11 protein-coding genes are annotated in these 14267 nt (G+C 37.5%); 10 read left to right on the top strand and 1 reads right to left on the bottom strand.

From position 1 onward, the window contains the following. Positions 1 to 10: 10 nt before the first annotated feature. The gene (locus IGJ27_RS06160; protein ID WP_096710364.1) at positions 11 to 823 is read left to right on the top strand and encodes a MetQ/NlpA family ABC transporter substrate-binding protein; all 813 of its coding nucleotides are present in this window, start codon (positions 11 to 13) and stop codon (positions 821 to 823) included. A gap of 297 nt (positions 824 to 1120) precedes the next feature. Here the strand turns inward: IGJ27_RS06160 and efbA are convergent, their stop codons facing one another. Then, the gene (gene efbA, locus IGJ27_RS06165; RefSeq protein WP_178305978.1) at positions 1121 to 2830 is read right to left on the bottom strand and encodes a fibronectin-binding protein EfbA; all 1710 of its coding nucleotides are present in this window, start codon (positions 2828 to 2830) and stop codon (positions 1121 to 1123) included. A 202-nt stretch (positions 2831 to 3032) separates the two neighbouring features. Between efbA and IGJ27_RS06170 the strand changes: the two genes are divergently transcribed. From IGJ27_RS06170 to IGJ27_RS06210, 9 genes are all read left to right on the top strand, one after another. Next, positions 3033 to 3677 carry a hypothetical protein gene (locus IGJ27_RS06170; RefSeq protein WP_178305977.1) on the top strand — a complete coding sequence of 215 codons (645 nt, stop codon included), beginning with the start codon at positions 3033 to 3035 and terminating at the stop codon, positions 3675 to 3677. A gap of 356 nt (positions 3678 to 4033) precedes the next feature. Continuing rightward, positions 4034 to 5074, top strand: coding sequence for a tryptophan ABC transporter substrate-binding protein (gene trpX / locus IGJ27_RS06175; RefSeq protein WP_373191451.1), 1041 nt, complete (start codon positions 4034 to 4036; stop codon positions 5072 to 5074). Beyond that, positions 5071 to 5952: an ABC transporter permease gene (locus IGJ27_RS06180; protein ID WP_178305976.1), complete on the top strand. Its 882-nt coding sequence runs from the start codon at positions 5071 to 5073 to the stop codon at positions 5950 to 5952. Before trpX ends, IGJ27_RS06180 begins: the two co-directional genes overlap by 4 nt. 2 nt (positions 5953 to 5954) lie before the next feature. Continuing rightward, complete coding sequence (locus IGJ27_RS06185) at positions 5955 to 6725, top strand: ABC transporter ATP-binding protein (RefSeq protein WP_034697918.1); 771 nt, start codon at positions 5955 to 5957, stop codon at positions 6723 to 6725. 266 nt (positions 6726 to 6991) lie between these two features. Beyond that, positions 6992 to 7855: a shikimate dehydrogenase gene (locus tag IGJ27_RS06190; RefSeq protein WP_178305975.1), complete on the top strand. Its 864-nt coding sequence runs from the start codon at positions 6992 to 6994 to the stop codon at positions 7853 to 7855. 127 nt (positions 7856 to 7982) lie between these two features. After that, a complete protein-coding gene (locus IGJ27_RS06195) occupies positions 7983 to 9170 on the top strand; it encodes an LCP family protein (RefSeq protein ID WP_178305974.1) in 1188 nt (395 codons plus the stop codon). A 263-nt stretch (positions 9171 to 9433) separates the two neighbouring features. Then, positions 9434 to 11611: a type IA DNA topoisomerase gene (topB, locus tag IGJ27_RS06200; protein ID WP_178305973.1), complete on the top strand. Its 2178-nt coding sequence runs from the start codon at positions 9434 to 9436 to the stop codon at positions 11609 to 11611. Positions 11612 to 11725: 114 nt separating this feature from the next. Beyond that, positions 11726 to 12010 (top strand): hypothetical protein, encoded by a 285-nt coding sequence (locus tag IGJ27_RS06205; protein ID WP_174270245.1) that lies wholly within the window; start codon positions 11726 to 11728, stop codon positions 12008 to 12010. Positions 12011 to 12565: 555 nt separating this feature from the next. Next, the gene (locus tag IGJ27_RS06210) at positions 12566 to 14251 is read left to right on the top strand and encodes a hypothetical protein (RefSeq protein WP_178305972.1); all 1686 of its coding nucleotides are present in this window, start codon (positions 12566 to 12568) and stop codon (positions 14249 to 14251) included. Positions 14252 to 14267 lie beyond the last annotated feature (16 nt).

Here is a 14267-nt window from a genome sequence, read left to right on the forward strand (position 1 = left end):
AGGAAGAAGAATGAAGAAGTTTTATTTGATTGGTTTCGCAATGATTGCGATCTTAACTTTAGCAGCTTGTGGAGGTCATTCAGCGGATAAAGACAAAAAGGAAATCAAAGTGGCTGTTCAGTTAGAGTCATCAAAAGATATTTTGGAGATTGCCAAAAAAGAAGCGGAGAAACAGGGTTACACCATTGATATTATGGAAGTAAGTGACAATGTGGCTTATAATGATGCCGTTCAACATGATGAAGCAGATGCCAATTTTGCACAGCATGAACCGTTTATGGCAATGTTCAATCAAGAAAAAAAAGCAGATTTAGTCGCCGTTCAACCCATTTATTATTTTGCAGGGGGCTTTTATTCCAAAAACTATAAGAATGCAGATCAATTGCCCAAAAATGCTAAAGTCGGTATTCCAAGCGATCCAACAAATGAAGGTCGGGCATTAGCGATCTTAAATAAAAATGGTGTCATCAAATTAAAGGACAACATCGGGTTCAACGGCACAGTGGCGGATATTGTTGACAATCCTAAAAATCTTCAGTTTGAACGAATCGATTTATTGAATTTAGTAAAAGCCTATGATGAAAAGGACATTGCGATGGTCTTTTGTTACCCTGCATACTTGGAACCAGCTGGCTTATCGACCAAAGATGCGATTTTACTGGAAGATGAAGCTGCCAGCAAACATTACGCTTTGCAATTGGTAACGAGAGAAGGGGAAAAAGACAGCGAGAAAATCAACGTATTGAAAAAAGCAATGACGACGAAAGAAGTCGCTGAGTATATTAAGAAAAATTCTAAAGGCGCAAATATTCCAGCTTTTTAAAAGAACAAAGAAAGTGAGAAGAAATCAACAAAACGCCTGTTTTTAACAAACGAGTAAGGGTGGCATTCGACATCTTACTCGTTTTTTTTGCTGTCATGAAAGACAAGAGTGAAGTGCTTGGATGAACCCGTTCAAAGATAGCAATAGACTAGATAATAGAAACAAGTGCCTGTTCCAGAAAAATCATCCGATATTTTCTGGAACGGGCACTTGTCATTTTAGGGAATAAAAAGGGGAGTGATTACTCATCAACGATGGCAAGATGAAACACTGTTGATGAGGTGAAATCCCACGATATCAGTTAGTTATCTGTTTCATCTTGTTGATCTTTTCTTCTTCCGGAGTAACAATGATCGTTTTTTGATTTTCATAAATCACATAGCCTGGTTTTGCGCCATTCGGTTTGCGCAAATGCTTGACTTGAACCAAGTCCACTGGTACTTGGGCGGAATGACGGTATTTTGAGAAATAAGCAGCTAATTCAGCGGCTTCAGTTATCGTTTCATCAGATGGCTGGTCACTTTTGATAATGACATGAGAGCCAGGAATATTTTTGGCGTGGAGCCAATAGTCTGTTTTCTTCGCCGTTTTTAAGGAAAGTTGATCATTTTGAAGATTGTTTTTCCCTACCAAGATCAACGTACCATCAGTAGAAAGATATTGATCTGGCTGTGAAGGTTTCTTGCGTTTTTGTTTTTTCGAAGATTTCTTTTTTAAATAACCTTCTGCTGTCAATTCTTCTTTGATCACTTCGATATCCATAGGACCAGCAATCTCTAATTGGGACAAGACAGATTCTAAATAATCGATCTCATTTTTGGCTTCTTCGATCTGTTTACCAATCAATTTGACGGCATTTTTTAGTTTTTGGTAGCGATGGAAATATTTTTGGGCATTTTGATTGGGCGTTAATGCTGGATCAAGCTTGATTGTGATCGGCCGATCTTCTTCATAATAATTAGGCAATGTTACTTCATTTGCGCCCCGAGGTACTTGAGCCATAAAAGTAGTTAATAGTTCGCCATCTCGACGATAATCTTCGGCATTTTCCGATTCTTTTAAGGTCTGCTCCCGTTTTTTCAATTTATTTCTGTTTCGTTTAAGCTCGTTTTCAATCTTGCGGATGAGCTCGCCACCTTGTTGTTTGGCACGGTCTTTTTCTGCTTTTTCTTGATAAAACGCATCTAATAACGCACTGAGAGTCGGGTACATCTTTTTTTGTTGCGTATTTGAATCAAAGAAACGATAGTTGATCGGCGTAAAATATTCTTTCTCCGCTACTTCATAAAGGCTAGGGGAGCGTTGGGTGTCGATTGCTGTGAAGAATTCTTGCCATACCAACATTTTTTCATTGGGGCGTTCTGTTAAGCGAGCTACCAATTCTTGCGCAGTATCAAAACCGATTCCTTGAAATTGTTGTTGGATTCCTTTTGGTGTCAAGTCCATTTGAGAAAGCCGATGGAAGACTTTTTCTTTTTCCTGACTAAAGGGATTCAGCTGGTTTTGTTCAGGTGGAGCAATATAGTCTACACCAGGCAGAAGGGAACGATAAGTGTTTTGTGAACTACCAATATGCTTGATCGCATCTAAGATTTTTCCTGATTCTTTATTCACTAAGATGATCGTGCTATGTCGACCCATGAGTTCCACAATCAAAATGATATTTTGGAGATCTCCTAGTTCGTCTCGTTTCGTGAAATGAAAGTGGATCACTCGGTCGTTTTCGATTTGTTCGATCGACTCCAAAATTGCCCCATCAAGATGCTTGCGTAACATCATCACAAAGTTCGGTGGTGTGTCTGGATTTTGATAGTCGATCTGAGTGATCTGGATTCGAGCATAACTAGGATGTGCAGATAAGAGCAAACGCTGATTTTTACCACGTGAGCGAATCACTAATACGACTTCATTTTCGTAAGGTTGGTGGATTTTAGAAATCCGACCAGATAATAGAGTCTCACGCAATTCATTGATCATTGCATGAGTAAAGACACCATCAAAGGACATGGTTCATTCCTCATTTCTTTTCATAAGTAGTTTCATTATAACGAAAAAAACGTAGAAAGACCAATTTACTAAGTAGTTATCAACTGATTTGATCGTAAAAAAGTACTGGATTGAAAAATAATCGATATTCTTTAAATGTATTTTTTTCTATCTACCTCAAACTTAGGTATAATAAAAGAAAACGAAAAAGAAGGTGATCGCTATGTGGAAAGAGATAAGTGAGACCATCAAAGTCAAATACCATCATTTTTTGGCTGATTTCGATACGCATCCACAACGCTATTTTATGCGTTTATTGTTCGTATTCCTTGTTTCACTGGTCATTACGATCACGATGTTTGTCTTTCCTAAAAATATTAGAGAAGCACAGGTGGAGAGCTTAGTCTATGCAGACATCGATTCTCCTAAGCTTAAACCTTTGAATATCAATGAAGCCTCGCAAACAATTGAAGAAAGTAAAGCTATTTCAGTTTTGTTCAGTGTGCCAAGTGGAGAAATGTATCAAGCATTAATGGACATTTTTCATGATCCAAAAAAAATGGCGGAATTGAATCGCCCTATTTATTTTTACCCATTGGTTTATCAGGTCAATGAATTAGAACAACGCTACGATTTAAAGCAAGAGCATTTGACGGTAATCTTTTTCCAAAATGGCAAAGAAACCAATCGCTTAGTCTATAACGCAAATCAGTTAAGTGATTTCCCTACGCAGCTGATTCCCGAATTAAATCGTTTGCCATTAGCGAATATCAAAAAATTAGAAGAAGAACTTGGGAAAGAAACGCAAACGACTTCGACTAATGCTCAACTGGGAACAGATCTTAATGCTGGAAATAAGACGGAATAAAAAAACAGTTGACGAACATGCTAAATTCGATTAGACTTAGATTAATTATTAAGGAAAGGGTGATCCACAATGAACTTATCAAACCAATTTTTAGCAGGAACAACTCAAGCTTGGCGTAACTGGCGTAGATAAGTTGTATTGATGGCGAACTTTGACCGTAGATACAACTTTTTAGAGTACAAATCTAAAATTTGTATCTATGCTGGACAAGAAATTTGACTACCGCATAGATTCGATCTATGCGGTTTTTTGTATGTAAGAAGACAATTACCGTTGGGGTGATTGTCTTTTTTTGTCAGTTCGTGTCAGAAACCAGACTTGAATAATGATGATTAAAGGAATGAGGGGGAAGAAAAATGAAAAATAAACGTTTGATCACAGTTGTTGCACTTATTATGCTTTACTTAGTAGGAACCTTTATTTATGAAAAAATAACGCCTGCTTCTACTGAATCGAAACCAAAAGAAACGGATCAAACTGTTTCCGTTGGGGTTTTGCAATATGTGAGCCATCCGGCATTAGATGAAATTTACCGTGGGATCAAAGACGGTCTCGAACAATCAGGGCTTGAGGAAGGAAAAAATTTAACGATCTCCTTTCAAAACGGGCAAGCAGATCAAAGTAAATTAGCTACTATGAGTCAACAATTAGTACAAGCTGACCCAGATGTCCTAGTAGGGATCGCTACTCCGGCTGCTCAATCTTTAGCTAATGTAACGAATACGATCCCATTAGTCTTAGGTGCGGTCACAGATCCAGTTGGTGCCGGCTTAGTGAACTCTTTAAAAGAACCAGGTGGAAACATCACAGGCGTATCTGATCAGCCTCCTGTTGAAGCGCAAATCAAGTTAGGCGCTGAATTGTTGCCGAATGCGAAGAAAGTCGGGATTTTATACGCTTCTTCAGAAGATAATTCAAAATACCAAGTAAGCCAAGCAGAAAAAGCGATTCAAAAAGCAGGTTTAACTTCAGTAAAATATGCTGTACCTTCTACGAATGAAATCGCCCAAACTGTCCAAGTGATGAGTCAACAAGTGGATTTCATTTATGTTCCTTTAGACAATACAATTGCTAATGCTATGCAGACAGTGGTAAAAGAAGCCGATAAAGCGAAGATCCCAGTGATCCCTTCAGTTGATTCAATGGTCGAACAAGGTGGCTTGGCAACTATTGGGATCAATCAATATGATTTAGGTGTTCAAAGTGGGAAAATGGCTGCGATGCTTGCAATAGGAAAAGAAAAACCAGCAACGACACCTGTTTACGTCTTTGATAAAGGAGATGTCATCATCAATGAAAAACAGGCGGAAAAATTAGGGATCACGATTCCTGATTCTATAAAGCAAGAAGCTAAAAATGTTTCAGAAGAACCGAAAGACGAGGGGGATGAACAATGATCGTATCAGCAATTTCACAAGGGATGTTATGGGCAATCTTAGGATTAGGAATCTTTATGACTTATCGGATTTTGGATTTTCCTGATATGACGACTGAAGGATCATTTCCATTAGGTGGAGCAGTTTGTGTGACAGCTATCACTCATGGGATCTCACCGGTTTTAGCAACACTGCTTGGCGTTGGTGCAGGCATGCTTGCCGGACTAGTTACGGGGCTGTTGTATACCAAAGGAAAGATCCCAGTGATCCTTGCCGGAATCTTAGTCATGTCTGGATTAAACTCGGTGATTTTATTCGTGATGCGCACACCAAATCTTTCTTTATTGAATCATTCGATTTTACAAGATACGTTCAATGGTCTTCATTTACCTGACTATTTTGATACCGTGTTACTTGGCTTGCTTGCATTAAGTCTCTTGATTGGTGTCTTACTGTTCTTTTTCAATACCGATTTAGGTCAAGGGTATATCGCGACAGGAGACAACGAAACGATGGCTCGTTCCTTAGGGATCAAAACAGATCGAATGAAAATCTTAGGATTGACTATTTCAAATGGTGTTATTGCTTTATCAGGTGCATTGATTGCACAAAATGATGGGTATGCCGATGTCAATAAAGGAATTGGTGTCATCGTGATCGGGCTAGCTTCTATCATTATTGGAGAAGTGATTTTCCACGAATTAACGTTAGCAGAACGTTTGATTGCCATTGTCGTGGGAAGCATCATCTATCAATTATTGATCCTGATCGTCATTAAACTTGGGTTTGACACAACATATCTCAAACTCTTCTCCGCTATTATATTAGCCATTTGTTTGATGATTCCTCAGTTAAAACAAGCATTGAAACTTAAAACCGGTTTTGAGAAGGAGGTTTGACCATGACAGCGATCATCACAATTAAAAATGGAAAAAAAGTCGTTAGCAATGGAATGAATGAAGAAAAAGTATTATTAGATGGAATTGATTTGACAATCAATAAAGGCGATTTTATTACGGTCCTTGGTGGAAATGGTGCGGGAAAAAGTACGCTGTTCAACACGATCGCAGGAACATTACAATTAAGTCAAGGGTCGATCGCTTTTAAAGAGCGGAATATCACGAAAGAAACAGAAGAAAAACGGGCTTCTTTTCTTTCTCGGGTGTTCCAAGATCCTAAGATGGGCACAGCTCCAAGGATGACAGTAGCAGAGAACTTGCTTTTGGCTCAAAAAAGAGGAAAGAAAAGACCCCTTCGTCTCCGTAACCTAAAGAACCAAAGAGAAACATTTTATCAATTGTGTCAAGAAGTTGGAAATGGGTTGGAGCAGCATCTAGATACGCCAGCTGGGGAATTATCAGGAGGACAACGCCAAGCATTGAGTTTGTTGATGGCGACAATTGAAGCGCCTGAGTTGCTGCTATTAGATGAACATACAGCAGCGCTCGATCCTAAAACTGCCAAATCATTGATGCAATTAACCAATCGCAGGATTACTGAACAACACTTGACGTGCTTGATGATCACCCACCGGATGGAAGATGCCTTGAATTATGGGAATCGTCTGATCGTTTTACAAAAAGGACGGATCGTGAAAGATTTGTCTAAAGAAGAAAAAGAGCAATTGTCACTAGCGGATCTATTACAATTTTTTGAAGAAGTGTTAGATTAGTTTTTGATTACTGACTGCTTTTCCTTCTACTTTGTGCCTAGTATGCCTATAGTACATTGATTTGTTTTAAATGAATGAGAAAGAGGCCCCGCTTGTTTGACAATCATGTTGACAAGTTTCTCATACCTCCTTTAAACTTAGAAAGACTCGTCAATCATAGACATAAGAAAAAGCACAAGAAACAGAACTAAACAATCGACCATCTGATGTCTCGTGTCATGTTTACGAGGATTGGATGGTTGTTTTATTTTTTAAGGAGGAAAAAGATGATCTCTGGTAAAACAAAACTCACAGGCTTTTTTGCAAAGCCTGCTTCTCATAGTCTTTCACCGCTCATGCACAATCTGGCATTTTCACATTGGGGTATTGATGCCGTTTATCTGGCTTTTGAGGTAGATCAAACGAACCTAAGACAAGCCGTTGAGAGTATCCGCACATTAGATATGTTGGGCGTAAATGTTTCAATGCCGAATAAAACGGCTGTCTTGGCATACCTTGATCAGTTAAGCCCTGAAGCGGAATTGATCGGAGCGGTCAACACGATCGTTCACCAGGAGCAACGTTTGATTGGCTACAATACAGATGGTATGGGATTTGTACGTTCCGTCAACGAAACGGGGCATCCAATCAAAAATCAAAAAATCGTTGTTCTGGGAGCAGGTGGTGCAGCAAAAGCAATTGTCGTACAAATGGCACTAGAAGGCGCACAAGAAATCACGATCTACAAACGTTTGAATGCCACTTTTTTACCACTAAAAGAGTATTTTGCGAAAGTCTCTGAGAAAACAGGTTGTCCCATCCGATTACATGATTATGCGGACGAAAGTCAACTGGCATTAGATTTAAGTCAGGCGAATCTATTGATCAACGCAACTGATATCGGAATGGGAAGCAAGAAAGACCAATTACCGATTGCTGATGTAAAGTTGTTGCATTCGCAATTAGCCGTCTTTGACTTGATCTACTCCCCTAGTGAGACACGATTAATCCAAGAAGCCAAAAAAATGGAAATCAAAGCCTATAATGGTTTAGGTATGTTGATTCATCAAGGAGCAATCGCTTTTGAACTGTGGACACATCAAGAAATGCCAGTCCAGAACATACGAGAACGATTAGAACAAGAAGTGTGACGAGCTTTACGTGTAATGGCTTGTCTCATTTCGTTATTTTTTATTAAATTGTGGTTCAAATAGCTGTTTTTATCACGAAGATAGCGTATCCTTTATTTACTTGTACAGATAGCAGGGAGGAAACAAAATGAGTCGGATGGATCGTTATAAGAACATCCATAAAAAAGCAAAACCACTAAAAAAAGAATCAACCGGTTTTTTTAGACGTGAACGTCAAAAGGACAAAGCGTTGAATAATCCAAGAGATGAAGCTACTCGGATCTATCAACCTGATCAGGAATCTTCTTATTCTTCCAGAGAAGGACAAGCTAATGACTATCAAACCCCTTATTCCTATGCAAAAGCAGGAAACAAAAAAGGATTTAATCAAACGAAGAAAAGCTTTTTTAAGAGGAAGAAAGAGCCAAAAGAAGTTCGTCCAAAAAAGAAACGTTCGTGGGGGAAAATCATTCTAGGCATTATTCTATTTTTATTCTTATTTTCAGTCATTTCCTTTTTTGTCGGGAAATCCATGGCAGAACATGATACCAGTTTGCCGAGTGTTACAACGGAATCATTTGATGGTGTACAGTCTTCGAGTGGCGCACATAATATTCTGATATTAGGTAGTGACACTAGAGGTGAGGATGCTGGTCGTGCAGATACGATCATGGTGTTACAGTTAGATGGACCTGCTCATAAACCAAAATTGATCTCATTTATGCGTGATAGTTTTGTAACAATTCCAGGAGTTGGTCAAAATAAGATCAATGCAGCTTATGCTTATGGCGGTGCTGATCTGGTCCGTCAAACCATCAAAGAAAATTTTGGACTTGATTGCCAGTATTACGCAAAAGTCGATTTTAAATCGTTTGAAAAAGTGGTCGATGCATTGTTTATGAATGGTATCAAGATCGATGCAGAGAAAGATTTGAATCTGGATGGTGTCGATATCAAAAAAGGTGTCCAAAAAATGGATGGCCATACACTTTTACAGTATGCACGTTTTAGAAAAGATGAAGAAGGCGATTTTGGTCGAGTAAGACGGCAACAACAAGTCATGAATACGATTTTTAGTCAGCTAAAAAATCCCCTAAACTTGATTCGTGCCCCTTACGCTGCCGGAAAAGCCATTGGTTATACCTCAACGGATGTTTCATCATTCTTTATTATCAAAAATCTTTTGTCGATTGCTCGAGGTGTCGGTGGTGTGGATCGCTTAAGTGTGCCTGTTGAAGGTTCATGGAACTTCGGAAACAGCAGTTATGCCGGAAGTATTTTGGTGATCGACAACAACGCGAATCGCGCAGCAATCAGTGATTTTTTAAGTAAATAAATGGAAGAAAAGAAATAGAAAGTTACTATCTGCAATCATCTATTTCACTTCGTTTAGTAAAAGTCCTCCATCTGCAATAGGTGGGCGATGCAACACTTTGGATTTTCACCAATTGTAAAAGCTAAGTTCATAAAACGACTGTTAGACAAGGGTCTTCAGTCGTTTTTTTCTTTTGAAAAAATAGTTTTTGGGTTGTCATATGCGAATGTTTGTTCCATAATAAAGAAGTCTGTTCTAAGACTGAGAATCATGGAGGGGATAAAATGAAAACTGTTATACTGGCTGAAAAACCTTCCCAAGCAAAAGCTTATGCTGAAACATTTAAGAAACGAATACGTCACGAAGGGTATTATGAGATCGTTGATCCGTTGTTTAGTGGGGAAGTAACGATTACTTATGGATTCGGTCACTTAGTGGACATGGTCCCTCCTAGTGCATATGAAGAACGCTGGAGTAAATGGTCCTTAGCTAACTTACCAATTTTCCCAGAAACCTTCCGCTATGAAGTGCCGAAAGAAAAACAAGCACAATTTTCAATCGTCAAAAAGGAATTACAATCAGCGGATACGATCATTATTGCGACAGATGGAGACCGTGAAGGAGAAGCCATTGCTTGGTCGATTATCATTCAAGCACAAGCCTTCACCAAAAGCAAAAAGTATCAACGTTTGTGGATCAATTCGCTGGAAAAAGAGGCGATTTATGAAGGCTTTAAAAACCTTCGTCCAGGCGAGAGCTATTTTCCTAAATATAAAGAAGCGAAAGCTAGACAGAATGCGGATTGGTTGATCGGGATGAACGGGAGTCCATTATATAGTCTCTTACTGCAACAAAAAGGGATCGATGGCAGCTTTTCTTTAGGACGTGTCCAAACGCCAACCTTATATATGATCTATCAGTTACAAGAAACAATTAAAAACTTCAAAAAAGAACCATACTTTGAAGTAGAAGCGACGATCAGTTGTGATGATGGACGGTTTACTGGGAAAATCGATCCCAAGCAGAATTTTAAAACCCTCGAAGCACTACATCAAGCAATTGAAAAATCAGGCGCGCATCTTGGGAAGCAATCAGGACAGATCTTATCGGTCATTAAAAAAGAAAAACAACTAAGTAGTCCACGTTTATTTTCTTTATCTAGTCTCCAGACAAAAATGAACCAATTGATGAAGGCGAGTGCCAAAGCGACATTAGATGCTGCCCAAGGGCTCTACGAAAAGAAATTTTTAAGCTATCCTCGGACAGATTCTACTTACATTACTGAAAATGAACATCACTACTTGGTGAAAAACTTAGTACGTTATAAAGATTTTTTAGGGATCAGCAGCGTAGAGACTCCTGAAACATGGTCGAAAAAAAGATATGTTGATGCGACAAAAGTCCAAGAACACCATGCAATTATTCCAACAAAAACGATACCTTCCAAGGAACGTTTTGCGCAATTATCACGTCTGCAACAAGCCATCTATTTACAAGTAGCGAAAACGACTATGGCAATGTTTGCCGAAAATTATGTATATGAAGAAACAACGATTTATACTGGTGTCCAAGAACTTCGCTTAAAAAGTACAGGGAAAATCCCAATCAAAAAAGGGTGGCAAATGATCTTAGCAACCAAAAGCAAGCAGAAAGAAGTCCAAGTATTACCAGATGTGGTAAAAGGTCAGGTGGTCGGCGTTGATCTGAAAAGTATTCAAAAAGAAACCCAACCACCAAAACCATACAACGAGGGAACACTAATCACTGCGATGAAAACGGCAGGGAAAACATTGGATGATGAAGAAGCACAGGAAATCTTAAAAGAAGTTGAGGGAATCGGAACAGAAGCGACTCGAGCCAATATTATTGAAAATCTAAAGCAACGTCACTATATCGAGGTCACTAAAAATGAAATCACTGTTACGGCCAAAGGAATCACTCTTTGTAAAGCGGTCGCTCAAGAACCTTTGTTGACTAGTGCGGAAATGACTGCTCAGTGGGAAGGATACCTCAAAAAGATCGGTAACAATGAGGGCACACCCGAAGTCTTTTTAGCAAATATCAAAAAATTCATCCTTCATTTACTCGAATCCGTGCCAAAACAACTGACTTCAGTCGATTTATCTGAAGAAATCACTGGAACGCGCCAAATCAAAGCGCTGGAGAAGAAAAATGATCAACTAGGCAGATGTCCAAAGTGTAAACAAGGGATCGTCATGTTGTATCCAAAAGTAGCAACTTGTACCAATGCTTCCTGTGATTTTAAACTTTGGCCAACGATTGCAAAGAAGAAGCTGACGAAAACGATGATGCGGGAATTATTGTCTAAAGGTAAGACTAGTAAAGTAGTTAAAGGGTTGACTGGCAAAAAAGGGAAGTTTGATGCGGTACTAGAACTAAAAGCAGATTATTCGATCGGTTTTTCTTTTCCGTGGATGGAAAAATCAGGAGAAAAAAATTAAGAAGAAAAATAATTATTCCGAAAAGTGTTGGTTTATTTATCCAAAAATAACATACGATTTATAAATAAGGAGTTTAAGCGTTTGAAAAAAGTTCATTCATTGTTAAATTATTTGATGGGAACGATCACGATCGTTGCTGTTTATCAAGCATTATTAAAATATCCAGAATATGGTACGAAATTATTGTCTATCACGAAAGACCCTACGGCTTACTCACCTACACTGCTACTGTCAACACTAACAGCTGGAGCGAAAAGTGCCACATACTTTTTACACAAAACAAGTAGTCTGTTGAAACGAAAGAAACAACGTAAGCAATTACTGATGGTCATCGCAGCACTAGTAATCATTTACTTTCTACCCGTATTGACACAATTATGGCATCAGTATTTTGGTTGATTACCGGAAACAAACCACATTCACAGTTATAATAGAGCATGATGATTCACTTTGAAATTTCTTTATCATAAAAGTATCATGATAAATTAGTAAAATATATAACTAAAGATCTTAGAACACATTTGTGTTTTAAGATTTTTTTCTATTGGAAATGCTAGGTTAAGTCCGTTTATTATCAAGGAATTAAGCTCACTTACTTATAACATCAATGAATATGTCGGTTATTGATTTGTTAGTGATTATAAGATTTGAACATTAGATGTTTAAGAATGAAAATTGTCGTTTTAGACAAGTTAACAGCTAAAGCTCGCAGAAGTGGGTACGACAATTCATAAAAAATTAGAGAATAACAAGTTATTTCTTGTGGTGCTTTTTATTTCTATTTATGGAAATTAATGGATTATTTCTCACTAATAATAATTATAAAATAAAAGCGCATTAAAAAATCTTTTGTTTCGACAAAATCTTATATGCCAGATATTTAATAAGGTTAAGAACTAAACAAATGATTATTTTTTATGCAAAAAATAACATAAATAGGAAGGTGCAATCATTATGCCGGAAACAAATAATCAAATCGAGGGTTCAACGTTAACGAATGATCAGGAGCTGTATGAACATCTGAATTTTTCTGAAGAAGAAATCAAAACAGATCAACAACAAAAAATAGGTGAACGTATTGATGTGAATGATCATATATTGTTGGATGGTATGATTTCAAACCATCAAAATGAGTTCTCTAAATTGCCCGATGATATAAAAATACCAAGCGAAAAAATACGTAATATTCATGATGATAATCCAATGAATAAACTACTATGCTTACACAAAGGCAAACTCTATTATATTGAAAATTTGGACCCACAAAAAGGAGAAAAAAAAGCTTATGTAATTGCTGAGGAAGTATGGTATGGAGAAAAACGATTGTTCCAAGCGAGCATTCAGCATAACATCAACCAAACCTTAATTAATTTTACTAAGATGACAAAAAATAAGAAAAATGGTACTCGCACGTTACTTGCTAGTCCGAGTTTAGTGTACAATATTATCAAGAATAATGAAATTTTTGAAAATGCAAAAGAAACTCAGGGGATAGCTCGTACAGTAGCACAACCAGATCCAACATATATTGGTGAGCGTCTTAAGATAGGGATCCCCAAGTATGGAACTAGGGATCCGGAAATGAAAGTTCAATTAATGTTGCATGAAGATAAGCTCTATCAAATTGACCGCCAAAATAAACAGTCAAAACTACTCGCAGATAACGTAAAATTTCAATATGGAACAATCTATAAGAGAAATGAGCAAGGGCTAAGAATGGTGCTATTCAGTCCTAATACTCTTAAAGAGTCTCACAATATAGGTTTGATAAAATCATTTTTTACTAAAGAAAAAAGAGAAAAAACCCAAACGAAGTATGTAAGCGCCGATACCCTAGAGAACATCAATCAGCGATTACAATATTTTAAAAATATGGAAAAGAAGGATCAGATAGAAAGTAAACCTTGGCCTGAGGTGGATGTTGATAGCATATCATCGTTAAAGAAGTTAACAATAGTAAAAGATCCAAACCTTCACAACGATAAAGACCCAATCTATTACGATTACGACAAAAGTGCTCTTTATAAGTTAGAGATTAACGATCGCGGGAAAGTCCAAAAAGCTTATTTGCTTACTAATAAACACCTTGATAGACAACTTCATAAAAGCCATCTTGCATTAAACGATATCAATAAAAATATAAAATTGAATTTATTTCCTGTACCAAAGTTGTTTTCCGGATTGGCGTGGACACAAAAAGGGGAAGTAGAAAAGAAAGTGGCGTATTTTATTGAATTCCAAAAAATGATTACTCGTAAAAATAGAAACAAAGATGTATATACACTTTTGTTGAAAGATACCAATTTGTATTTAGTTGATCATAGATCAAAAGTGGCTATAAAGGTTGCCGCTAATGTCAATTTTGAAGATGGTAAGATCAAATCAGATAATAAAATACTCTTATCCAACTTATCGCCTAATGAAAATATGAAATGGCCTATATCTTCATACAAAGCTTCTAAAATTTATGAAATAGCAAAAATAAACCAATCGAGGAACATTCCTCAACTAAGTAATAATGTAGTAGAGTTGCAAAAACGCTCAAAAGAAAAAAGCCAAACTCAAAGAGAACTCCTGAATCAGAAGATGAACACTCGTTCATGCGTTTCAATCGGAGAAAGACCTGGAACATCTAGATAATTATTGAAATTTATTG

Origin of the sequence: Enterococcus sp. DIV1726a, from assembly GCF_051710985.1 — a bacterium.
GTDB classification, from domain to species: domain Bacteria; phylum Bacillota; class Bacilli; order Lactobacillales; family Enterococcaceae; genus Enterococcus_B; species Enterococcus_B hirae.